The sequence below is a fragment of the Pseudonocardia alaniniphila genome (assembly GCF_022524485.1).
In the GTDB taxonomy this organism is placed as follows: Bacteria; Actinomycetota; Actinomycetes; order Mycobacteriales; family Pseudonocardiaceae; genus Pseudonocardia; species Pseudonocardia alaniniphila.
In genome coordinates, this window is the sequence record NZ_JAKXMK010000031.1 from 61,662 (window position 1) to 82,149 (window position 20,488).

Annotated in this window: 22 protein-coding genes and 2 pseudogenes; 4 read left to right on the forward strand and 20 right to left on the reverse strand. The window is 67.0% G+C overall.

The genetic code is table 11. The features are described 5' to 3' along the window. Positions 1 to 23: 23 nt before the first annotated feature. From pcaG to MMF94_RS31550, 4 genes are all read right to left on the reverse strand, one after another. Complete coding sequence (gene pcaG / locus MMF94_RS31540) at positions 24 to 1,175, reverse strand: protocatechuate 3,4-dioxygenase subunit alpha (RefSeq protein WP_241041066.1); 1,152 nt, start codon at positions 1,173 to 1,175, stop codon at positions 24 to 26. A 283-nt stretch (positions 1,176 to 1,458) separates the two neighbouring features. Continuing rightward, positions 1,459 to 2,481 carry an LLM class flavin-dependent oxidoreductase gene (locus tag MMF94_RS31545; RefSeq protein ID WP_241041067.1) on the reverse strand — a complete coding sequence of 341 codons (1,023 nt, stop codon included), beginning with the start codon at positions 2,479 to 2,481 and terminating at the stop codon, positions 1,459 to 1,461. A 278-nt stretch (positions 2,482 to 2,759) separates the two neighbouring features. After that, on the reverse strand, positions 2,760 to 2,918 hold the full coding sequence (locus MMF94_RS43835; protein WP_379660367.1) for a helix-turn-helix domain-containing protein: 159 nt from the start codon (positions 2,916 to 2,918) through the stop codon (positions 2,760 to 2,762). Positions 2,919 to 2,948: 30 nt separating this feature from the next. Further along, the gene (locus MMF94_RS31550) at positions 2,949 to 3,449 is read right to left on the reverse strand and encodes an SRPBCC family protein (protein ID WP_241041068.1); all 501 of its coding nucleotides are present in this window, start codon (positions 3,447 to 3,449) and stop codon (positions 2,949 to 2,951) included. Positions 3,450 to 3,580: 131 nt separating this feature from the next. Here MMF94_RS31550 and MMF94_RS31555 point away from each other — a divergent pair, with 131 nt between their 5' ends. Then, a complete protein-coding gene (locus MMF94_RS31555) occupies positions 3,581 to 4,813 on the forward strand; it encodes a glycosyltransferase (protein ID WP_241041069.1) in 1,233 nt (410 codons plus the stop codon). A 4-nt stretch (positions 4,814 to 4,817) separates the two neighbouring features. On the opposite strand, the gene MMF94_RS31560 is transcribed toward MMF94_RS31555, so the two are convergent. The 15 genes and pseudogenes from MMF94_RS31560 to MMF94_RS31625 all read right to left on the reverse strand — a co-directional run bounded on the left by MMF94_RS31560 (position 4,818) and on the right by MMF94_RS31625 (position 16,145). Further along, positions 4,818 to 5,696 (reverse strand): polysaccharide deacetylase family protein, encoded by an 879-nt coding sequence (locus MMF94_RS31560; RefSeq protein WP_241041070.1) that lies wholly within the window; start codon positions 5,694 to 5,696, stop codon positions 4,818 to 4,820. A gap of 174 nt (positions 5,697 to 5,870) precedes the next feature. After that, on the reverse strand, positions 5,871 to 6,602 hold the full coding sequence (locus MMF94_RS31565) for an SDR family NAD(P)-dependent oxidoreductase (RefSeq protein ID WP_241041071.1): 732 nt from the start codon (positions 6,600 to 6,602) through the stop codon (positions 5,871 to 5,873). 13 nt (positions 6,603 to 6,615) lie between these two features. Continuing rightward, the gene (locus MMF94_RS31570) at positions 6,616 to 7,395 is read right to left on the reverse strand and encodes an SDR family NAD(P)-dependent oxidoreductase (RefSeq protein WP_241041072.1); all 780 of its coding nucleotides are present in this window, start codon (positions 7,393 to 7,395) and stop codon (positions 6,616 to 6,618) included. Then, on the reverse strand, positions 7,392 to 8,762 hold the full coding sequence (locus MMF94_RS31575) for an MFS transporter (RefSeq protein ID WP_241041073.1): 1,371 nt from the start codon (positions 8,760 to 8,762) through the stop codon (positions 7,392 to 7,394). The genes MMF94_RS31570 and MMF94_RS31575 overlap by 4 nt, the downstream gene beginning before the upstream one ends. Positions 8,763 to 8,878: 116 nt before the next feature. Continuing rightward, entirely contained in the window at positions 8,879 to 10,012 is a 1,134-nt protein-coding gene (locus tag MMF94_RS31580; RefSeq protein ID WP_241041074.1) for a LacI family DNA-binding transcriptional regulator, read from the reverse strand. 240 nt (positions 10,013 to 10,252) lie between these two features. Beyond that, positions 10,253 to 10,402 (reverse strand): carboxymuconolactone decarboxylase family protein, encoded by a 150-nt coding sequence (locus MMF94_RS31585; protein WP_241041157.1) that lies wholly within the window; start codon positions 10,400 to 10,402, stop codon positions 10,253 to 10,255. Positions 10,403 to 10,474: 72 nt separating this feature from the next. Further along, positions 10,475 to 10,657 (reverse strand): annotated as a pseudogene (locus MMF94_RS31590) (hypothetical protein); the annotation flags it as partial. Next, complete coding sequence (locus tag MMF94_RS31595; RefSeq protein ID WP_241041158.1) at positions 10,578 to 10,763, reverse strand: sigma factor; 186 nt, start codon at positions 10,761 to 10,763, stop codon at positions 10,578 to 10,580. The gene MMF94_RS31595 and the pseudogene MMF94_RS31590, both read right to left, overlap by 80 nt. A gap of 259 nt (positions 10,764 to 11,022) precedes the next feature. Further along, positions 11,023 to 11,796 (reverse strand): N-acyl homoserine lactonase family protein, encoded by a 774-nt coding sequence (locus MMF94_RS31600; protein WP_241041075.1) that lies wholly within the window; start codon positions 11,794 to 11,796, stop codon positions 11,023 to 11,025. 132 nt (positions 11,797 to 11,928) lie between these two features. After that, positions 11,929 to 12,369, reverse strand: coding sequence for an SRPBCC family protein (locus MMF94_RS31605; RefSeq protein WP_241041076.1), 441 nt, complete (start codon positions 12,367 to 12,369; stop codon positions 11,929 to 11,931). A gap of 187 nt (positions 12,370 to 12,556) precedes the next feature. After that, on the reverse strand, positions 12,557 to 13,300 hold the full coding sequence (locus MMF94_RS31610; protein ID WP_241041077.1) for an SDR family oxidoreductase: 744 nt from the start codon (positions 13,298 to 13,300) through the stop codon (positions 12,557 to 12,559). Positions 13,301 to 13,318: 18 nt separating this feature from the next. Then, positions 13,319 to 14,203 carry an alpha/beta fold hydrolase gene (locus tag MMF94_RS31615; RefSeq protein WP_241041078.1) on the reverse strand — a complete coding sequence of 295 codons (885 nt, stop codon included), beginning with the start codon at positions 14,201 to 14,203 and terminating at the stop codon, positions 13,319 to 13,321. A 24-nt stretch (positions 14,204 to 14,227) separates the two neighbouring features. After that, the gene (locus tag MMF94_RS43840; protein ID WP_379660366.1) at positions 14,228 to 14,503 is read right to left on the reverse strand and encodes an enolase C-terminal domain-like protein; all 276 of its coding nucleotides are present in this window, start codon (positions 14,501 to 14,503) and stop codon (positions 14,228 to 14,230) included. A 31-nt stretch (positions 14,504 to 14,534) separates the two neighbouring features. After that, positions 14,535 to 15,305, reverse strand: a pseudogene (locus tag MMF94_RS31620) (enolase C-terminal domain-like protein); the annotation flags it as partial. Positions 15,306 to 15,311: 6 nt separating this feature from the next. After that, positions 15,312 to 16,145 carry an SDR family NAD(P)-dependent oxidoreductase gene (locus MMF94_RS31625; protein WP_241041080.1) on the reverse strand — a complete coding sequence of 278 codons (834 nt, stop codon included), beginning with the start codon at positions 16,143 to 16,145 and terminating at the stop codon, positions 15,312 to 15,314. 120 nt (positions 16,146 to 16,265) lie between these two features. Here MMF94_RS31625 and MMF94_RS31630 point away from each other — a divergent pair, with 120 nt between their 5' ends. Continuing rightward, a complete protein-coding gene (locus MMF94_RS31630; RefSeq protein ID WP_241041081.1) occupies positions 16,266 to 16,850 on the forward strand; it encodes a TetR/AcrR family transcriptional regulator in 585 nt (194 codons plus the stop codon). A gap of 725 nt (positions 16,851 to 17,575) precedes the next feature. On the opposite strand, the gene MMF94_RS31635 is transcribed toward MMF94_RS31630, so the two are convergent. Continuing rightward, positions 17,576 to 18,196: an NAD-dependent epimerase/dehydratase family protein gene (locus tag MMF94_RS31635; RefSeq protein ID WP_241041082.1), complete on the reverse strand. Its 621-nt coding sequence runs from the start codon at positions 18,194 to 18,196 to the stop codon at positions 17,576 to 17,578. A gap of 330 nt (positions 18,197 to 18,526) precedes the next feature. Between MMF94_RS31635 and MMF94_RS31640 the strand changes: the two genes are divergently transcribed. Both MMF94_RS31640 and MMF94_RS31645 read left to right on the forward strand, forming a co-directional pair. After that, the gene (locus MMF94_RS31640; protein WP_241041083.1) at positions 18,527 to 19,417 is read left to right on the forward strand and encodes an endonuclease/exonuclease/phosphatase family protein; all 891 of its coding nucleotides are present in this window, start codon (positions 18,527 to 18,529) and stop codon (positions 19,415 to 19,417) included. Between the two features lie 143 nt (positions 19,418 to 19,560). After that, positions 19,561 to 20,487, forward strand: a complete 927-nt coding sequence (locus MMF94_RS31645) for an RNA polymerase sigma-70 factor (RefSeq protein WP_241041084.1) — start codon at positions 19,561 to 19,563, stop codon at positions 20,485 to 20,487. Position 20,488: the final 1 nt, after the last annotated feature.

Here is a 20,488-nt window from a genome sequence, read left to right on the forward strand (position 1 = left end):
CGTTGGGCGGTGAGTCCCGAGGGTCAGACGAGGAAGAAGACGGTCTCGTCGTTGCCCTGCAGGGTGATGTCGAAGCGGTAGCGGGTGGTCGGGCTGCTGGGTTCGGGATGGGCGAGCAGTGTGTGCCGGCGGTCGGCGGAAACAGCAGCGAGGACGGGATCGGTGGCGTTGCCGGACGGGTCGTCGGCGAGGTAGACGCGGGTGATGACACGGTCGTTGAGTCCGGACGTGAACAGCGACAGCGCGATGTGCGGCGCCGCGTCGGCGCTGGTGGGGGTGCGTCGGGGTCGTGCGGTGCGCAGCCGGTAGTGGCCGCTGGACCCGGTGCTGGTGCGGGTGAAGTGACCGTTGCTGGTGGCACCGGGATCGGGTTGCCAGGTTTCGATCATGGCGTAGGGAACGGGTTTGCGTGCGCCGTCGTAGATCGTGCCGGTGAGTTCGATGGCGGTGGGGTCGTTCTCGGGGGCGGAGTTGTGCCAGTGCGACCGCAGGAGCGCGGGAGCGAAGAACGGTCCGATGGTTTGTGGTGGTGTCTGCCAGGCGTCGGCCGATGCCCCCGTGTGGGGGCCATGCTCGGCGGGCGGGTCGGGGACGTCGGGCAGCACGATGTCGAAGCGATAGCCGCGGGCCCAGCCGTTCTCGCCGATGGCGTGGTCGAGTCGGCTGATGAGGTGGGATCGCTGTGGTTCGGGGGCGGCTTGCACGACGGAGTCTTCGCGCAGGAGGGGGTCGCCGGGGAAGTACATCTGAGTGATCAGGCGTTGGTTGAAAGTGGTACCCATGATCGAGAAGTGGATATGGGGTGGGCGCCAGGCGTCGCATCGGAGATCCGAGCGGTGGCTGCCGGGCATGATCGTGGTGAAGCGGTACCAGCCGTTGGTGTCGGTGAGGCAGCGTCCGGTGCCGGTGAAGTTGGGATCGAGTGGGGCGTCGTAGTGGTCGGCGGGGGCGGCGTAGCGCCCGGCGGAGTTGGCCTGCCAGATCTCCACCAGGTTGCGGGTGATCGGGCGGCCACCGGCGTCCAGGACCTGGCCGCTGACCACGATGCGTTCGCCGATCGGAGTGCCGGCGCATTGATGGGTGAGGACGTGCTCGGAGTCGCCGATCGGGCCGAAACCTGTGATCGGCCCGGTCGTCTCGGTGGCCGGGTCGAGAAGCCGGACGAGCGCGTGCATCGGTGCACGACCGAGCGTCGGGGCATATACCGGTGCGAAACAAGGGAGAGATCCGGTGTTGCCGTCCTGCGGTCGGCGCTGCCGGCCATCGCCAGGATCGATTTCGTCCCGTCGCAATTTCTACCTCGCTTATCAGTGTCTGGAGCGTGCGAAAGGCGTGGCGCGTCCGTGATCTAACGGTGCCGGGCGAGACTCACGGTCGCGGGCTCCTTGGAGCGCGCCCGCCAGATATCGGTAAAATGGTTGCGGGCTGTGGCGTACAACCACGCCCGGCGAATGGCGCTCATCCCAGCTCTGCCCGTACTTTCGGGGCGACTGAGGTGCCCAGCAGTTCGATGGAGCGAAGTACTTCCCGGTGGGGGATTCCGCCGAGATCCATTTGCAGGATCTGTCGGCTGTGGCCGAGCTTGTGCTGGAAGGCGATGAGCCGGTCGGCGATCTCACTCGGCTCGCCGACCATGGTCATGCCACCGGGTGCGTAGTTGGCGTCGAAGTAGGCCCGGTCGGGAACGGCCCGGCCGACGGTCCTCAGAACCGAGCTCTCATGCCGGTAGAAGTTCTCCTTGGCAGCGCGGCCGTCATCGGACACGAAGCCGTGCGTTGCGACGGAGACCTCGAGGCGCGCCGGGTCGTGTCCGGCGCGGCGGCCCGCCTCCCGGTAGGCCGCGGCGATGCCGGCCCAGTGCTCGGCGGTGCCGTTGAGGATGCCGTAGGCGATCGGCAGGCCGAGGTTGCCGGCGCGTATGGAGGATTGCGGGCTGCCGCCGGAACCGAGCCAGATCTTCATCGGAGGATCTGCGCGGGGCACCACCAAGGCATCGCGCAGCGGTTGCGCACGGTGCGGCCCGTCCCAGGTGACCCGCTCGGCCTCGTTGACCGACAACAACAGGTCGAGCTTGGCCGCAAACAATGAGTCGCGGTCCTTGAGCGGGTAGCCGTACAACGGATACGAATCGATCCCCGATCCCCGGCCGGCGGTGATCTCGACACGCCCCGGGGCCAGGGCCGCCGCCGTGGCGTGTTGTTGGTAGACCCGCACCGGGTCGTCGGTGGACAGCACGATCACCGTGCTGCCCAGTCCGATGCGCGTTGTCACGGCGGCCGCTGCGTTGATCACGGACGAAGGCGAGGAGATCGGCATGATGTGGCGGTGATGCTCGCCCACGCCGAAGAAGTCCAGCCCGACCTGTTCGGCCAACCTGATGGTCTCCAGCAGATCGCGAATTGCCTGTGAGGTCGGGCCGAGGCCGTCGCCGTCGGACAACGGTGTGTTGCCGAAGCTGTAGGCCCCCAGCTGAAAGGTCATCGAATCTGCTTCCACTCCCGCCGGTCATCCGTGGACCGCGGGCGAACCGGGCACATCCGGTGGAGCGGGTACCAACAGTCCGTCTCGCGATCGCCGGCCGTGAACCGTCGCGACGGAATGCACACCGCGGGCCCGTCGTTCGGTCCGGGATGGGCGGGATGTACCGAATCGCTTCGAGTTCGAGGACCCGTGATGGCGGGCATGAACGTCCTTCCGAGGAACCGTCGAGTCGACCCAGTTGACTGCATCGGGCCCTCAGCGCGGACGGCATTTTCTGCTCAGCGGGGAGGCATTTCCTGCGTCAGGGTTGCGGCAGCTGATCCGGGGTGGCAGTGCTCACAACGCCAGCTGCCAGGTGACATTCCGTACTGCCGCCGGAAAGCCCGTCCGAACGTCCTGAGACTACGGAACCCGGTCGCAGCCGCGATGTCCGGCATCCCGAGCCGGGCGTATCCCGGGTCGGCCAGTCAGCCGCCGGGCGTCCGGGCCCGGGACGTCGGTGCGACGAGACCAGCCAGGTGGTGCAGCGAATTGACGAGATGCTCGGGGCCGAACGGCGGGAACTGGAGGTACTCCCGGATGTACTGCGGCACGGCCGACCAGTCGTAGGTGAGCGTGACCTCGGTCTCGGACGGACCGAGTGGGGCAAGGTCGTAACGCCAGATCCAGCCGCCGAACTCCAGGTGACCGTCGTCCTTCTCCTGCCCCGTCAGCCAGCCGATGGCGCACGGTGGGTCGAGCACCGCGACCTTGTTGGCCACCTGGTATCCACCTTCCGGATGGTTGGCGTGGTACATGTCCATCCGGAAGAACTGACCCACCTCGGTCAGCGGGGCCCGGTCGACAGCTTCCCGAACCCAGCCGGTGCCGTCGATCGCGGAATGGATCGTCGGATCCGCCAGCATCGCGAACACCCTCGCGGCGGGCTCGGCCACGATCAGGGTGGCGCTCACGTTCTCCTCGGCCACGGTGTGCACGCTCCTCGTCATCTCGCGCGGAACGGGACGTCCCACCATCCAGACGACGCGGAGAGGCGAAACTCATCGGTCGTGTGCGCGCAACGCACCCGGGGAGCGCAGCGGTACGACGGGAGAACGTGATGCGGATTCTGATCGTGACAGCGGGTTCGCGAGGTGATGTCGCGCCGTTCACGGGTCTGGGGCAGCGGCTGCAGCAGGCAGGCCACCAGGTAGCGCTGGCCGCGCACGACCGGTTCGCCGATCTCGTGCGCGAGCGCGGGCTGGAGCATCGGGTCCTTCCCGGTGATCCGCTCGAGCTCGTGCGCGCCCGCACGGCCGCTCCCTCGCCGGACGCCGCGCAAGCGGTCTTCGCCGCGTTCCTCGACGAGCTGGGCGAGGGCGTGACAGCCGCCGTGGCCGCCGGCACCGACATCCTGCTCACCGCTTTCGGCCCGGCCCCGCTGAGCCGGGTCGTCGCCGACGGCTTCGGCATCCCGAGCCTCGGCGTCTATCTTGTGCCAGGGGTCCCCACCCGGGAGTTCCCACCACCGGGCCGGCCCGTCACCGGGCAGGTCTCACCGGCCGACAACATCGCCGCGGGCCGTGAACTGCTGGCCCGGACCGCCTCCCTCTACGCCGACGTTCTGCGGCGGCTGCGCGCCCGGCTCGATCTCCCTGCCGCCACCGCGGAGGCGCCGGGCCCGCCGGATGACTGGCCGATCTGCCACGGCTTCAGCCCGGCAGTGATCCCGCGGCCCGCCGACTGGCCCGCCACAACGCACGTGACCGGATACTGGTGGCCGGCGACATCGCCGCGATGGCAGCCCCCGGAGGAACTGGTCGACTTCCTCGGGGCCGGTCCCGCTCCGGTGTTCGTCGGGTTCGGCAGCATGACCCCGAACCACGAACGACTGCACGACGTCGTCGCAGCCGCAGTGAAACGTGCAGGCGTGCGCGCTGTCGTCCAGTCCGGCTGGGCCGAACTCGGACCCGTCGGTGACGACATCCTCGTTGTCGGGGACATGCCACACGATTGGTTGTTCCCCCGGATGGCTGCCGTGGTCCACCACGCCGGGGCCGGCACCACCGGGGCCGGGCTGCGTGCGGGAGTACCGGCGATCCCGGTGCCCGTGCTGCTCGACCAGCCCTTCTGGGCGGCCAGGCTGCACCGCCTCGGCGTTGCACCGCACCCACTGCCGCTGGACGAGCTGACGGCCGACAACCTGACCGCCACCTTGCGGTCCTGCCTCGACGGATCGACCTATCGCGACCGCGCCACCGAACTCGCTCGCCTGGTCCGTGCCGACGACGGTCCCGCTGTTGTGCTCTCGCTCATCGCCCAGCTCCACGGCGGGCGCGGTCAGCGGCCCTGAGCGATCACTGCCGCGGCCTGCGCTGCTTGAAGTCCTCCGCGATGGCGTCGAAGGTCGACCAGCGGACGCCTTCGTGCGTGTTGATGTGCTTGATGAGGCGCTCGAGCATCAGCAACACCTGCGGCCGACCCGAGACGTCAGGGTGGACCGTCATCGTGAACACCGCGTAGTCCAGCTTGCGGTAGACCCAGTCGAACTGGTCTCGCCACAGATCCTCGACGTGGCGGGGGCTCACGAATCCGTGGCTGTTGGGGCTCGCCTTGACGAACATCATCGGCGGCAGGTCGTCCAGGTACCAGCTCGCGGGGATCTCGACGAGGTCGGTCTCCGTTCCCCTGACGAGTGGCTTCATCCATTCCCGGGCGTTCTTCGAGTAGTCGATCTTCGTCCACGAGTCGCCGACGCGCACGTAGTAGGGCTCGAAATCGCGGTGCATCAACGAGTGGTCGTACTTGATGCCGCGTTCGAGCAGCAGCTCGTTGGTGACGGGGGAGAACTCCCACCATGGGGCCACATAGCCGGTCGGCCGCTTTCCGGCGCGCTTCTCGATCAGCTCGATGCAGTAGTCGAGGATGTCCGACTCCTGAGTGCGGGTCATGGCGATCGGGTTCTCGTGGCTGTAGCCGTGCGCACCGATCTCGTGGCCAGCGGCGACCACCTGGTCGAACTGCTCAGGGAACGTCTCGATCGAGTGGCCGGGCCAGAACCAGGTGGCCGGCAGGTCGTACTCCGCGAGCAGGTCGTTCAGCCGGGGCACGGCGACCTCTCCTGCGAACATCCCCCGCGAAATATCATCCGGGGAGTCCTCGCCCCCGTAGGACCCCAGCCATCCACCGACAGCGTCGACATCGATTCCGAACGCAACAAAGATTTCCTTGGCCACAGCGCATCTTCCTCACGGATTGACGGACAGTCTCGGATCAGATGTAGGGGCACGAGATCGGAAACGCCCCGTTCTCCTATGTGGGTACCACCGGGCCTTCGGGAACGCGAGTGGACGACCCGTCGACCGTTCCCGCCATTCAGCCGCCTGTGCACGCCGGGAACGTTCCGGTCTTCACGGCATCACGTCCCCGCTGTTGGGTCCGAGCGTCTGGCCGACATAGAGATCGCCATCGGGGGAGCTCGCCAGCAGCAGCGCCGTCGGCGCCACTTCCTCGGGCCTGCCGAACCGGCCGAGCGGCAGCTCGGCGGCCTTGTTCTCCTTCCATTCGGCAGACAGGCCCTCGATGAGCGGGGTTTCGATCGGTCCGGGGGCGATCGCGTTGACCAGGACGCCGCGCGGTGCGAGCTCCAGCGCGAGCGCCTTGGTGAGGCCGATGACGCCGGCCTTGGCGGCGACGTAGTGCGCCAGGTTGATGCCCCCTTTGATACCCAGCTGGGACGCGATGTTGATGATGCGGCCCTTGCCTGCCTCCGCCATGTAGGGAGCGGCCCAGCGCGCGGCCAGGAACACGCCTCTGAGGTCGACCGCGAGGGTCTTGTCGAACCGTTCGGGCGTCAGCTCCAGGAACGGCACCTCGTCGAGAATTCCGGCCGCGCAGACCAGGATGTCCAACCGGCCGTGCCGATCGACGACGGCTGCCATCGCGTCCTTGACCGAGTCGGAATCGGTGACATCGACGGTGTGGGTGCTCACCGCCTCCAGGGATGCGAGGTCAGCGGGGATCGGGGCGACGTCCAGCAGCGCCAGTGTGGCCCCTTCCTTCGCGAAGGATCTCGCGATGGCCGCGCCGATCCCGCTCGACGCCCCGGTGACGACGGCGACCTGGCCGTCCAGCTTGCTCAACTCGAGGACCTCCTCAGCTCGGCCAACGGACCATGAGGCCACCGTCGACGACGAGGCTCTGCCCGGTGACGTACGCGGCATCGTCGGATGTGAGGAACCGGATTGCACGCGCTGCCTCGTCGACGGTGCCCACGCGGCCGGCAGGAATGATCTTCCCCGCCTCTCGCAAACCTTCCGGTCCGAGGGAGTTCACGCTGTCGAGCGACTGGGGGCTCTCGATGAGACCGGGGATCACCGCGTTGACCCGGATGCCCAGTGGCGCGAGCTCGACGGCGAGAGAGCGGCAGAGCCCGAGGACACCGGCCTTGGCCGCCGCATAGTGACTGTGGTCCTCCCACCCGTAGACGCCGCCTGCGATCGACGAGGTCGCCACCATGGCGCCGGCGCGGTTCATCCTCGCCGCGCAGGACCGGAACACCCGCATCACGCCGCTCAGGTCCACGGCCAGCATGTCGTCCCAGGCCGAGTCGGTCATGTCCCCGATGGACTGACGGCGCAGGATGCCGGCGGCGGCGACGGCGATGTCGAGCCTGCCGAACGTGTCCAGTGCGGCCTGGGCGATCCGCTCGGTCTGCTCGAAGGACCGGACGTCGAGCTCGACCGCCTCGCAGCGCCCGTTCTCCGACTCGACCGCGGCCACCGTCTCACCGACGTCGTGGGGGTCTCCGGGAAAGAACCCGACGACCGTGTGCGCACCTGCCCGCGTGTAGGCGACCGCGAGTGCCCGGCCGATGCCGCTGGCGCCTCCCGAGATCACGGCGACCTTGCCCTCGAGCCCGTCATCCCTGTTCATGCGGCAGCCTCCACCTGTTCCCTGACCCGATCGCCACGGCGGTTCGTGGTCTTGGTGCCGATCATCAGCACACCGGAGATCAGCATGAAGACCGAGCCTGCCGAGATGGCGGCAACGGTCATGGACATTCCGTCCGCCAGCAGAATGCTGAGCAGCGCCGATCCCGCGATACCGCCGAGCGGGGCCATCACGTGCGCGACGTTCGCCCCTGTCCCACGGACGTGCGCCGGGAACGACTCTCCCATGTAAAAGAGCATCGCGGCGTACGGACCGTTGAGGAAGAAGAGCGTGAGGGCGTAGAGGGTGATCGTCAGCCCGGTGCCGGTCGGGAGCACCAGCATCAGGATGCTGATCACACCGCCCACGGTCCATCCGAGTGCGATGGTGAGCTTTCGCCCGATCCGGTCGCCGACCCACCCGTGGAAGAGGTAGCCGGCGAACCCCGCGATGTTGGACAGCACGAGCACGATGAGCGCGTTCTCGAAGGAGACCTGCTTCGCGCCCACGAGCACCGTGGTGCCCAGCACGGAGAAGACCTGGATGCCCATCCAGTTGGTCAGCCAGGCGAGCGCCAGGCTGATCGTGTGGCGTCGCAGGCCCGGAGCGAAGACCTGGCGTAGACCGCCTTGCGTCGTGTCCTGCAGGAGCTGGGGCACCTCGTACTCCTCGGCGAGGGCACGGGCGCTCGCCTCGTCACCGGTCTGCCGTAACCGCTTCACCTCCTTCATCGCCTGGAAGGTGGGCGACTCGGGAAGCCGGAGCGCCAGCAGGATCATCGGGACCGCCAGGACGGCGGCGACGACGAACGACCAGCGCCACCCGACGAGCGGCAGGAGCAGCGCCGTGATGCCCGCGGACAGCAGCGCGCCCACGGGCCAACCCGACTGAACGAGGCTGTAGAGGAACCCCCGGTTCCGGACCTTCCTCAGCATCTCGTTGAGGTAGACGGAGTTGACCACCTCCTCGGACAGCGACAGCCCCGTGAAGGACCGGATGATGACGACGCTGACCGCCCCGGCGACGAGCCCGGTGAGTCCCGAAGCGAGTGCGCCGCCGGTCATCAGGACGACGAGGGCCTTCTTCCGGCCGACCTTGTCGAGAATCGGGCCGACGACCAGAGAAACGACGAACACACCGATCGTCGCGAATGTGTTCACGGCGGTCGCGCCGCTCGTCGACCAGCCGAATTCCTTGGCCAGCACGGGCAGGAGCGTCCCGAAGAGTGTGTAGTCGTAGACCGACATCACCCAGGCGAGGAACGTGATGACGCTGACGTAGGTGATCGTCTTCGTGGTGACCGGGCGCCTCCACGGCTGCGCCGACGCGCCCGGCGGCGGCATGCCGAAGTCCCCTGAGGTGCTTGCCATGTCGCTCCTTTGCAATCCGCTGGCGGCGGGCGGCCACAAACGTTTGGGAAGCCACTCAAACGTTTGTGCAACGCTCGGTACCCCGAGGGGGTGGCTTTGCGGGGGTCACTCGCAAATTAACCCGGCGGGTCCAGGCATGCTGCGAGCGTGTGACACACCCCTCGTGCGTCGCGTCGCTGTGGGACCGACTCATCGCGGACCGTCACCGGCGCAGGGGCCGGGGCTCGCCGCCCGGTTCCCGTCGATTCGCGGATCACGAGCGTGGGGGTGAGGCGTTGCGACTCCACCGGCTCGTCCCGCAGCATCGCCAGCAGCAGGGCCAGACCCCGTCGCCCGATCTCGTGCATGGGCGATCGCACGGTCGTCAACGGGACGGGGAGGGCCGCGGCCAGGGCCGTGTCGTTGTAACCGACGAGCGCGACGTCGTCGGGAATCGTGATCCCACGGTCGCGCAGCGCCCCCATGGCGCCGATGGCGGCGAAGTCGTTCGTGGCGAAGATCGCATCAGGCAGGGGGTGCCTGGAGAGGATCCGCTCGGTGGCCTGGCGCCCACCCTGAACGTCGAACGGGCCGTGCACCACCAGGTCTGCGGACACGTCGACGCCCGCGGCCCGAAGGGCATCGACGGCTCCCTGCGTCCGGTCGATCCCGGTGGAGGCATACGGCTCGCCGGCCAGGATCGCGATGTTGCTGCGGCCGGTGGCCAGCAAGTGCTCAGCCACGAGCCGGCCGCCCAGGTGGTCGTCGCAGGTCACGGATATGAAGTCCCGGGCACGCCGCGAGACCAGGACGAACTTCACACCCCTCTCGGCGACGGTGTCCAGGTACGTCCCGTCGATGTGCGCATCCCCGAGGATCAACCCCTCCACCCGGCGCGAGAGCAGCGTCTCGACGACGAGTTCGTGCTTCTTCGGGTCGTCGAGCGAGTTGGTCACGAGCGTGGCGAAGCCCTCCCCTCGTGCGGCTTCGTCGATGCCCTCGTAGATCGTCGCCAGGACGTAGTCCTGCAGCCTCGGGACGACAACGCCGATCAGGTTGGAACGGCGCGTGCGAAGCCCGACGGCCTGAGGATCCGGGCTGTACCCGTGTGCCGCTGCCGACTCACGCACCCGGCGGATCGTGTCGGCCGACGCCCATCGCCGGGCCGACGAGTCCGAAGCCGAGTTCAGCACGCGGGAAACCGTCGACGGCGTCACGCCGATCTCGCTGGCGATCGTCTGGAGCGTGGCGTGGTCGCGACGGCCGGCCATGCGTTCCCCCTCGCCGCAGGTTGTCCGACCGGACGCTACAACGCCGGCTCTACGCCTCCGGCGGTTCGGTCCGCTGCGGCTTGCCCTGGGCAGATCGCGTGGCGGGTGGACGTACGCCGTCGGACGCCTCCGTGCCCGGGTGAGCCGCGGCAGCCCGCAGAAGCTGCGACTGATTCCACCATCATCGTCACGACGGTGGAGACGCCGGCGCCTGTATCACCGCCGGTGTCACCGTCGAGGTCAGCTGCCGACGGAGAACCGGCTGGTGATCACGACGCGGTTGAAGGTGTTCACCACCGTGGTCAGCCAGGCAATTGCCGAGACCTGATCTGCGGTGAGTGCGGCCGCCGCGGCGTTGTACTCCTCGTCGCTGACGTGTCCGTCAGACACACGTGTGATCGCCTCGGTCAGGCGGAGAGCGGCGCGTTCGATCTCGGAGAAGCAGCCGGTCTCCTCCCATCCGGGCAGTACGGCGATCCGGTCGGGTTTCTCGCCCTTCTCGAGGGCGTCACGGGTGTGAATGCGCAGCCGTTGATCTGGGAGGTGCGGATCTTCAGTAGCTCGATCAGGAGCGGGTCGAGGCCCGCCGCGGCGGCGTTCCTTCCACCTCCGACCACAGGGCGATGAGGGCCACGTCCTCGGCATCGGCCGCACTCCCCAGCAGCCGGTAGGCCGCGCCGAAGACCGCGGGTCGATGCGTCTCCCACTCGGCACCGAGCCGCTCACATCGTCGGGGCCGCTTACCCGTCACCCATGCAGATCGCAACGTCCTTCACGGTCCGGATAGTACGCCCGATCCCGTAATGAATTGGCTTCGTGATCGGCGCTCCAGCTGCTGGACCACACGATCGATCTCGGGCGACCGATATCGTCATCCACCAAGCCGCTCCCAAGAGAGCGGATCCTGAGAATGGAGCATCGAGTTGCCCCCATCGGCTCAGAGCGGCAATTGTGGCTCTTTCCGCGCTGCAGCGGCCCGGTTGCCCGGGTCGCTGAGTGCAGATTGGCATTCAGTCGAACTGCTCGCTCTGAGCCTTCAGATGCTCGAACACGGAGACGTCATGGCCGTAGACCATCGTTGCGTCGTAACGCTTCTGCAGGTGCTTCATCCATCGATGAGAACGGGACCACCCGTACAAGTCATTGCCGAACCACCCCTGCACCAGGCCGTCCTGCTCGAACAGGTCTCGCACGTGGTAATGATCAGAAGCCAGCACGAAGTGTCCGGAACTCTGGGTCTCGACCTGCATGGTGAGCAAGCCAGGCGTGTGTCCGGGCATGTTCCGAAGGGTGACACCGTCGAACAGTTCGGTCTCCTCTCGATGGATGGGCTGCCAGTTCAGCTCCCAGTTGAGGTCGATTGGCAGGTATGCGCCGCCCTCTTTGGTTGCAACGGCATAGTAGTGCTCCTTGATCTCTAATTCGTGCGCATAAATTGGAACGTCTGTGCCCTGGAAATGCTCGAGTCCTCCGCCGTGGTCCAGGTGCAGATGGCTGATGACAACGGCCTTGATCTCGTCGACGCCGTAGCCCGCGGCTTGGAGTGCGCGGTCGAGGTGATGCTCCTCCTCGTATCGAGTCATGGGAAAGAGGTCCCAAGCGCGCTCGGGCCATTCTTCTTCGGCGTTCTGTCGACATCCGGTATCGAAAAGAATCGGCCCGATTTTGGGGTGCTCGACCACCGCTGCCAAGATGGCAACATCGCGGCGATCGTACTGAGGATGCGGATTCGACGTGGCAACGGCATTGCACCCTCGAATGAAGTATCCGTCGTCGACGGCCATTCGGCCGAGGTCCAGCAGGGATAACTTTATTCCGGACATCGATCTAGCGTCCCTTCTGTTGGGAATCAGCGAGGCTTGCTACTCGAGCCTGCGAGGCCGTGTGAGCCATCCCCTTCGCTGACTGCGTCTGCGTCAGCCCGTGGAGCATCCCTGCAACGCCTCGATCCCGCTCTCGTACACCGAACCAGTGAATGTATGCGTGAGTCCGGCCTCGTCCTCCGCATCCGCGTCGTATTCCGACCACCACTCGAGGAAGGTGTGGTTCGAACGCGTGATCGGGGCGAGGCGCAAGCTCGCGATGTAGCGCCTCAGCCCTGGGAACGGGCTTCCCATCAACTCGTAGGTAAAGGTGTGGTCGCCGTCGTCGAGCGCGATGAGCCGCTCGAGCGCCTCTCTCCCGTCGGCCAGGATGAGACGGCGAACGGCGCCCACCTCCGCGCCGGACCTCCCGGTGTCGAGGGAGCTCTTCTCGACGTTGGGGTGCCAGCTGGGCATTTCGTTGAAGTCGCGGATCTTTGCCCAGACCTTCTCGACCGGGGCGGGCACGATACCGCTGACGTACAGGCGGGGCACGTGATCTCCTAACGTGTCAGGTGAGACGTGGAGGACCCGGGAACGGCGTGGCGACCCGGCCACGTCGAGCGATGAACCGGCCTAGCGGACGGCGAACGCGCACGTCCCGCAGGCGGGGTTGTTGATGTTCTCGTCCAGAGTGACCAGCACCGGCCTCGAATCTCCGATCTTGTTGTCGACCGGCTGTTCAGACGGCCGTGCCGGCCGTCGGGTGCCTGGCCATCAGGTGGCCGTCGACGAGGGCGAACTCGAGTCCTTCGACCGGGCCGGAGAGCGCGGCTTTGAACTGGCGGCTCACGTCGTCGGACAGCACCTCCGTCTGCCCGATCTCGACAGCCAGCAGCGCCTCACGGGCCACCTCGTGAGGATCGCTCTTCACGACGTCGAGGTCGGCGGTCAGATCCGTCGCGGTGTATCCCAGGTGAACCCCGACGACCTGGGTTCCTTGGGCCGCCAGGTCGACACGAAAGGAGTTCGTCGCCGACCACAGCGCGGCTTTGCCCGCACCGTACGCGCCCGCTCCGGCGGCCCAGGACAGCACCGAGTGGACGTTGATCAACGCTCCGCCGCCGTTGGCTGCGAGGGTGGGTGCGAGAGCCTGGGTGACGCGAAGTACGCCGAAGAAGTTGGTCTCGAAATGATTTTTGATCTCGTCGATCGGCGTGCTGATGAGTGGCCTGCGCAGTGTCACGCCTGCGTTGTTGATGACGATGGACACATCGCGGGCCTGGTCGGCGAGTGCGGCCACCGAGCGCGGGTCGGTGACTTCGAGGGGGAGTGGCACAACTCGCGGGTCTGCGCTGGGCCTCGGGCTGCGGGCGGTTGCGTACACCTTGGCCGCGCCCAGATCGAGCGCGGCCTCGACGAACGCTTTGCCCAGGCCGCGTTGCCCACCCGTGACGAGGACGGTCGATCCATTGATCGATACCATGTATCTCCTTCCTCTATGTCAGGAGCCGTTCCAGCTCGCCAAGAACTTGAGCAACTCGGCGTTCACGAAATCGGGGCGCTCCTCCTGGCAGAGGTGACCACATTCCGGAATCGGGATGGTTGTCACATTCTTCGCCATTCCGCGCCAGACCTCCGCGACGTCGTATGCCCTACCGACGACGTCGGACTCGGCGCCCCACATCGTGAGGACCGGACAGTCGATCAGGACGTTCTCGTCCTCGATGTCCTGCGCCGTGTCCTCCGCCATCGCCCGATAGTCGGCGAATGATCCGCGCAGCGTGCCGGGCTGCTGATAGTTCTTGACATACACCTCGACCTCGTCGGCGCTCAACATCTGCGGGTTGTAGGACCAGGTGCGGAAGAGGTGGGTCAAGAACGCTTCCTCGTTGCCACTGCCGATCAGCTTCTCGGGAAGGTCGGGCACTCCCATGAACGGGAAGATCCAGTACCCCGCCCGGGCGCGATCGAGATCAAACGTGCTCGAGAGCACGCGGGTCGGCACATTGTCGAGGATGACCAGTCGGTCCACGCGGCCCCGATGATCCTTTGCGAACCGTGTGGAGACACGAGCACCCCTGTCGTGCCCCACCAATGCGATGGTCTGGTGGCCGAGGTGGTCCATGAGTGCGACCACGTCGTTCGCCATGGTCCGTTTGTCGTAACCGACCGCCGGCTTGTCCGACAATCCGTACCCTCGCAGGTCCGGCGCCACGACCGTATAGCGCTGGGCTAGCACCGGTATCTGCTTCCGCCACCCGAACCAGGTCTCGGGGAAGCCATGGAGGAGATAAACCGGTGGTCCATCGCCCGCGGTGACGTAGTGCTGCTTCAGTCCGTTCAGTCGAGCGGTATGGTGTGTGACTTCAGGATATAGACCCGCCATGTCAGTTCAACTCCTTCACCTTGATCAGACTGCATACTTGTTTACGGCATCGCAGTCCCAGGTAATTCCGATCCCAGGACCTTGGGCTGTAATGTTCCCGTCAGCAGGACGGAGCGGGCTCCGCAGAACCGGTCCTGCGATATCGAGATATTCGAGCCAGTGCCGCGTGGGCGTCACGGCGAGCGCGTGAGCACTGGCCTCGACGAGCATATGGCTGCTCACGGGAATGGAGGCGGTCTCTGCTAGCCGCGCAGCTTCCAGCCAGCCGGTGAAGCCGCCGACCTTCACCAGGTCGGGCATCACCAAGTCGCTCGCACCCACGTGCAGGGGCGGTCTGGAAGCCGCTCGGAAACCACCAGTTCTCCCCGGATTGCAGCTTCCCGCCGGCCAGCCGGCGAAGTCGGGAGTGGCCGGCAAGGTCCTCGGCGGCGATGGGCTCTTCTATCCATGCGACGTCGAGGTCGCGAAGCCGCTCGATACGTCTCTCTGCCTCCTGTGTGCGGAGTGACTGATTGTAGTCCACCATCAGTTCCGTGTTCGCGCCGACGACCTTCCGGGCCCAGCGAACAACGTCCAGATCGTCTTCGACGTCGGGATAGCCGAGTTTGATCTTCACTCCGCGGAAGCCGGCTTCGACGGAGCGGCGCAATTGCTCTGCGTCCTTTGCCGGATTGACCATGCCGAAACTGTCGTAAGCCGGGACGGCGACCGGTTCGCCGCCGAGAAGGCTGGCGACTCCGGCGCCGAGTCTTTTGCCCAGCGCGTCCCACAGCGCCATCTCCACTCCGGAGATCACCATTCCGAGCAGGCCCGGCAGGCCGAGTAGGCGAAAACGGGCGTGGAGTCGATCGAGGCGAGCTTCCGGCGAAGCGGACCGTCCGATCAGGTCGTGTTCGAGCTCCGCCGCAATGGCGACCATCGCTGGTAGGGCGGACTCGGTGTACGCGAACACATAGGAATTTCCCGTGACGCGACCTTCGGTGGTTACGTCGATCAACAGCAGCGGACTCGCTGGGATCTCACCCGAAGCTGTGCGCAATGGCCGTCGGAGCGGCACAACCACCGGGCGCACCCGGAAGCCCGTTATCTCGGTGAAATCCATGCCGGGTCAGATGCTGCGGTGTGTGCTGACGGCGGCTCGGAGTTGAGCGAGCTTCGGTGCGAGGGAGGCGTCGACGGCGAGCGGGTCCCTCGCGTTGAGCTCCTCCATCGCGCGGCGCTCGGGGAGTTGGGTGTTGATGTTGATTCCACGCTCCTCGAGGCCGGCAATCATCTCCGCGACCAACTGGTCGACGGGGCGGAGCCTGTAGCCGAGGTCTGCGCCGGCTCGGGTCGTCGCCATCATGGGTGTGTCGGCCGGGCCGGGGTAAACCGTGGCGACGTGAACGCCACTGCCGTACAGCTCCCGGCGCACTGCTTCGTCGAATCGGATGAGGCCGGCCTTGGTGGCCGCGTAGGTGGCGTAGAAGGGCGTGCCGAGCAGGCCGGCGCTCGCGGCGATGCCGACCAGGGCGGCGTGTCCGTGCTGGGCGCCTGCAGCGCGCAGGTGCAGCAGCGCGGCCCGCGTCATGAGGATGGGCACGAGCAGGTTGAGCTCGATCATGGCGCGGATGTCGGCCACGTCGATGTCCTCGAGCGCCGCCGCCCGCACGTTCCCGGCGTTGTTGACCAGGATGTCGAGCCCGCCGAGCGCAGCGACGGCCTCGGTGACGACGCGTTCGGGTTCGCCGTCGGCGGTGAGGTCGCTGGTGATCGTGTGCGCGGTGCCGCCGCGCTCGGCGACCAGGGTTGCGGTCTCTGCCAACGGCTCGGGGCGCCGGCCAGCCAGTGCCAGGGTGCCATGGCGAGCGGCTAGTTCGAGGGCCAGGGCGCGGCCGATGCCGCTGCCGGCTCCGGTGATGAGGGTGCGGCGTCCTTGCAGGTCAAGAGGGGGAGAGCTCATCGAAGGCTCCTTGGAGATGGAGGGATCGGAAAAGTGCCCGGCCCCATGCGTTACAGCCCTGTCATCTTTGACAAGCTCGCATACTTTGGCGGAGGTGTCAAAGACGGGTATGCTCTCCACGTGGCTGGGCGGCGGCAGTTCGACGAGAAGGCGACCCTGGAGCGAGCCCTGGAGGTCTTCTGGGCCAAGGGTTACGGCGCGACCTCCATGCAGGACATCGCGACGGCCTCCGGCGTGCTGCGTGGATCGCTCTACAACGCCTACCAGGACAAGGAAACCCTGTTCCTGCACGTCTTCGAGGACTACGCCAAGCAGTTCCTCGCCGAGGTGGCGCAGCTGCTCGCCAATCCGAGCATCGACGGCGCCCTGATCGACTTCTTCGACTTCAGCTTCACGTCCATGGCCACAGGCGTCCCGCCGCGCGGATGCCTGACGACCAAGACGGCCATCGACATCCGCGCGGACGGGGAACGCATCAACGCGGTACTTCGGGATCTGCTCGACAACCTGGAGCGGCTCATGTGTGAGCGGCTCTGCGCTGATGATGCCCGAGCCCGACTAACCATCTCTCCGGTGGAGGCGGCGCGGGTGCTGGTCACCATGAGTCGGGGGAACGTGATCGTGGAAAGCGTCTACCAGGATCACGAGCGCCTCAGGGGCACGGCCGCCGCACTGATCGGCGCATTGCTCCCGCCCGCGCCCTGACCGTGCGGTCGCTGGGCTGACCCACTGTCTGTCGACGGTCGCAAGTGCGCCCATCCGCCATCTGCGCAAGATCGGCGGCTCGGCCGATCATCTCGACGTTCGGATGATGAACTGGGGTACCCCTCAACCCCAGGCACCATTTGACCACATTCCCTCGTGGAATCACACCGTTGTGGCGGACGATCTGCGGAATAAGATATTCCGAGTCGGGCGCGGCGATGCCACCGGTCTCGATGGAAAAGGTATGGCGTCCTTGCAGGCCAAAGACAGGGCTCATCAAAGGCTCCTTCGAAGGCGGAGGGAGGTTGGGCAGTATTCGGCTCATGTGTGCCACGCCGTCGGCGGGGCGAGCGGCACATTGCCCATGCTTGGCGGCACTGTCAACATTGACAGGCTTGCATACCTTGGCGGCAGTGTCAAAGACGCGATCGACACAGGGCAGCACGGTGGCTCCCGGCGTCTTGCGTGATTCGCTCTACAACACCTACCGGGACAGGAATCCCCTTTTCCCGGACCGGCGCGCCGTCACCACACTGTGGGGTGCCGAGAACCCGGTGACGCCCAGGCGGCCCGTATCTACGCACGGGGAAGCCCGCCGAACCGCCTCCGCCGCAGGCTCCGGATCGCAGCGACGGAGTCTGGCGAAGTGCGGCCGGCGGGCAGGTGCTGATGGCACATCAGTGACACCGGTGGGTGCTGTCGTGCTCGACGTAGCCGCCCGGCGCTCAGTCGGTGATGACGACGACACCGGCCGGCTCGCCCAGTGCCTTCACCGTCAGTTCGGCAGCTCGGTCGATGCTGACCCGAGGTTCCGTGGGAATCTGCTGCTCGTTGTAGGTGCCGGGCCCGTAGAACTGTCCGTAGCGCAACACGACTCCGCCCTCGGCCAGAACGGCACGCTCCAGTTCTGCGACAGCTCGGGCATCGGGACCATCGGGAAGTTGCCAGGCGACGCTTTGCGTCAGAATCTTCGGCGACGCGCTGCGCCGTGCAGCCTCGATCAGGTTCTGGGTTCCCTCGGTCCGGATGCGAGCGTTCAGGTCTGCGAGCGCACCGATCTGGGCCACGTCATCCGGCAGGTCGGTCAGCTCGTTCAGCACGACGTCCGGGTTGAAGTCGCGAACCGCCTGGATGAGTGCCTCGCGATCGAAGACATCGCAAACGGTCGGTTCGGCGCCGAGATGGCGCAGCATTCCCACCTTGCTGGGTGAGCGCGTCATGCCACTGACCACGTGCCCGTCCTGAACCAACAGGGGAATCAGCCGCTGTCCGATCACGCCGGACGCGCCGGCGAGGAAGATTCTCAATTTCTCATCGGTGTGACCACCATCGGTTGGGATCGCCATCGTTTCCTCCTGGTTTTCTCGTCATCTCTGGATGGTGAACACCCGCTCGGCCGCACTTTGAGGAGTTCACCTGCGTGGCACCCGTGACACGTCGTTGCCAACGCGGCCGTGAACCAACCCTAGAGCCGGTGTGGCGCGCCGTCGTGGGTCATTTCCGAGCAGATCGGAGGGGCCATTTGAGCGTGGAGAAGCGCGATGCAACGGGGCGGATGACCAGTGCTCCGGTCCCGACAGCGACGAGCGTGTCCTCCTACGGTGGCCTCGGCCCGATCCGGGACCGTAGGGTCGAACGCCCCCGCGCGACGGGGAGCCGGGGATGGGGAGACGGGCATGCGCGACAGGTCGTACCGAGGGCTGCGGGCGGCTGTTGTCGGCTGCCTGGTCGCGTGCCTGGCGGGATGCGCCGGGATGACGACCGGGTCGAACGCGGTGGAGCCCCCGCCTGGTCGGCCGGACCCGGTAGGTGGCGTGCAGGCCGGGCCGGTGCGGGTGCTGCAGATGAACCTGTGCAGCAGCGGCATCGCCGGCTGCTACACCGGCCGGTCGACGGCCGAGGCCGCCGCGGTGATTCGCGCCGAGGCACCCGACCTCGTCACCTTGAACGAGGTCTGTCAGGACGACGTGTCGGCCCTCGAACGGGCGCTCGCCGATGTGGTGCCCGGCGGCATGGTCACGTCGTCGTTCCAAGCGGCACGTGACGGACGCACGGGAGATCCGTACCGCTGTCGCAACGGCCAGCAGTACGGCATCGGCCTGCTCTCGCGGTGGCCGGCGGTGCCGGGGTCCTCCACCGACAGTGGGATCTATCCGGCCCAGGACAGCGAGGACCCGGAGGAGCGGGCGTGGCTGTGTCTGGACGTTGCGGCTACTCCGGCCGTCACCGTCTGCACCACGCACCTGGCCTACACCAAGCGGGAGGTGACGGTTGCCCAGTGCAGGTACATGTTCGGCACGGTCATCGCAGCGCTGCGCGCGCGAGACGGGGCGGCGCCGCTGGTGCTGGGCGGTGACCTGAACCTCGGGTCCGGTGACAGCGCTGACCTCATGTCCTGTCTCCCGGCCGGTTCCACGGTCGCCGACGACGGCGGGCGACAGCATGTCGTCGTGACACCCGAGTTCGTCGTCGACAGCTCACGCACGATCGACCTGCGCGGCTCTACCGATCACCCGGCCCTGCTCGTCACGCTCGCTCCGCAGCCGGCAGGCCGTCGTACGGCGTAGCTCCTTGTAGCGTGCCCTGAGGTGTGAGTCTCCGGACACCGTGCCCTGGCCGGATCGACGGGGGAGATCATGGGGTTGCGGTCGATCCCGGCCCGGTCCCAGGAGGTGTGTCATGTCAACGTTGACCGGACGGCGGCTGGGTCGTGGGTAGCACCGGAAATGGGCCGCCAGTTCCGGACAACGGGCTGGACGCGGTGGCGGACGACTTCGCCCGGCTGCGCCCGCGCCTGTTCGGGATCGCGTACCGGATGCTCGGCAGTGTCGCCGATGCCGAGGACATCGTGCAGGACGTCTGGGTGAAGTGGCAGGCGTATGACCGCACCGCGGTGCGGGACGCCACCGCTTTCCTCGTCACGATGACCACCCGGCTGGCGATCAACGCGACGCAGACGGCCCGCGCGCGGCGCGAGACCTACGTGGGTCCCTGGCTTCCCGAACCGGTCGACACCACCGCCGATCCTCAGCTCGGCGCTGAGCGGGGCGAGGCTCTGGAGACCGCGGTGCTCGTGCTGCTGGAGAAGCTCTCGCCGACCGAGCGGGCGGCGTTCGTGCTCCGCGAGGCGTTCGACTACCCGTACGCCCGCATCGCCGAGGTGCTGCAGACCAAGGTGAGCAACGCGCGCAAGCTGCTCAGCCGGGCGCGGCAGGCCGTGGCGGCGGAGCGGCAGAAGTCCGTCGACGCGACTGCGCAGCACAAACTCCTCGAGGCGTTCCTCTCCGCGGCGCAGGCAGGCGACTTCGACGAGCTGGAGTCGCTGTTCGCCGCGGAGGTCGCCAGCTACACGGACGGCGGTGGCACCGTCCGGGACGCGTCGCGCTTCCCGGTGTTCGGTCGCGTGCGCGTGGCGAAGTTCATCGCGGCGTTCGCCTCGCGGTTCTGGCCGGGGATGCGGGTGGACTGGGTCGATGCCAACGGCCGCCCGTCCGTTCTGGCCAGCCGGGACGGCGTGCCGGTGGTGTGGTTCACGGTGAACGTGACCGCGGACGGCATCGACCGCGTCTACTGGGTCATGAACCCCGCGAAGCTGGAGCGCATCGCCGCCGCGGTACGGGCGAGGAGCGCGGAGTAGC

Bases quoted from the DNA above. Each gene is read 5' to 3' on its own strand.
- pcaG (WP_241041066.1), bottom strand. From the start codon at position 1,175: ATGCACGCGCTCGTCCGGCTTCTCGACCCGGCCACCGAGACGACCGGG.
- MMF94_RS31545 (WP_241041067.1), bottom strand. From the start codon at position 2,481: ATGACCTTTCAGCTGGGGGCCTACAGCTTCGGCAACACACCGTTGTCC.
- MMF94_RS43835 (WP_379660367.1), bottom strand. From the start codon at position 2,918: ATGCCGGACATCGCGGCTGCGACCGGGTTCCGTAGTCTCAGGACGTTC.
- MMF94_RS31555 (WP_241041069.1), top strand. From the start codon at position 3,581: ATGCGGATTCTGATCGTGACAGCGGGTTCGCGAGGTGATGTCGCGCCG.
- MMF94_RS31570 (WP_241041072.1), bottom strand. From the start codon at position 7,395: ATGAACAGGGATGACGGGCTCGAGGGCAAGGTCGCCGTGATCTCGGGA.
- MMF94_RS31575 (WP_241041073.1), bottom strand. From the start codon at position 8,762: ATGGCAAGCACCTCAGGGGACTTCGGCATGCCGCCGCCGGGCGCGTCG.
- MMF94_RS31580 (WP_241041074.1), bottom strand. From the start codon at position 10,012: ATGGCCGGCCGTCGCGACCACGCCACGCTCCAGACGATCGCCAGCGAG.
- MMF94_RS31600 (WP_241041075.1), bottom strand. From the start codon at position 11,796: ATGGCCGTCGACGACGGATACTTCATTCGAGGGTGCAATGCCGTTGCC.
- MMF94_RS31610 (WP_241041077.1), bottom strand. From the start codon at position 13,300: ATGGTATCGATCAATGGATCGACCGTCCTCGTCACGGGTGGGCAACGC.
- MMF94_RS31615 (WP_241041078.1), bottom strand. From the start codon at position 14,203: ATGGCGGGTCTATATCCTGAAGTCACACACCATACCGCTCGACTGAAC.
- MMF94_RS43840 (WP_379660366.1), bottom strand. From the start codon at position 14,503: ATGCCCGACCTGGTGAAGGTCGGCGGCTTCACCGGCTGGCTGGAAGCT.
- MMF94_RS31625 (WP_241041080.1), bottom strand. From the start codon at position 16,145: ATGAGCTCTCCCCCTCTTGACCTGCAAGGACGCCGCACCCTCATCACC.
- MMF94_RS31635 (WP_241041082.1), bottom strand. From the start codon at position 18,196: ATGGCGATCCCAACCGATGGTGGTCACACCGATGAGAAATTGAGAATC.
- MMF94_RS31640 (WP_241041083.1), top strand. From the start codon at position 18,527: ATGCGCGACAGGTCGTACCGAGGGCTGCGGGCGGCTGTTGTCGGCTGC.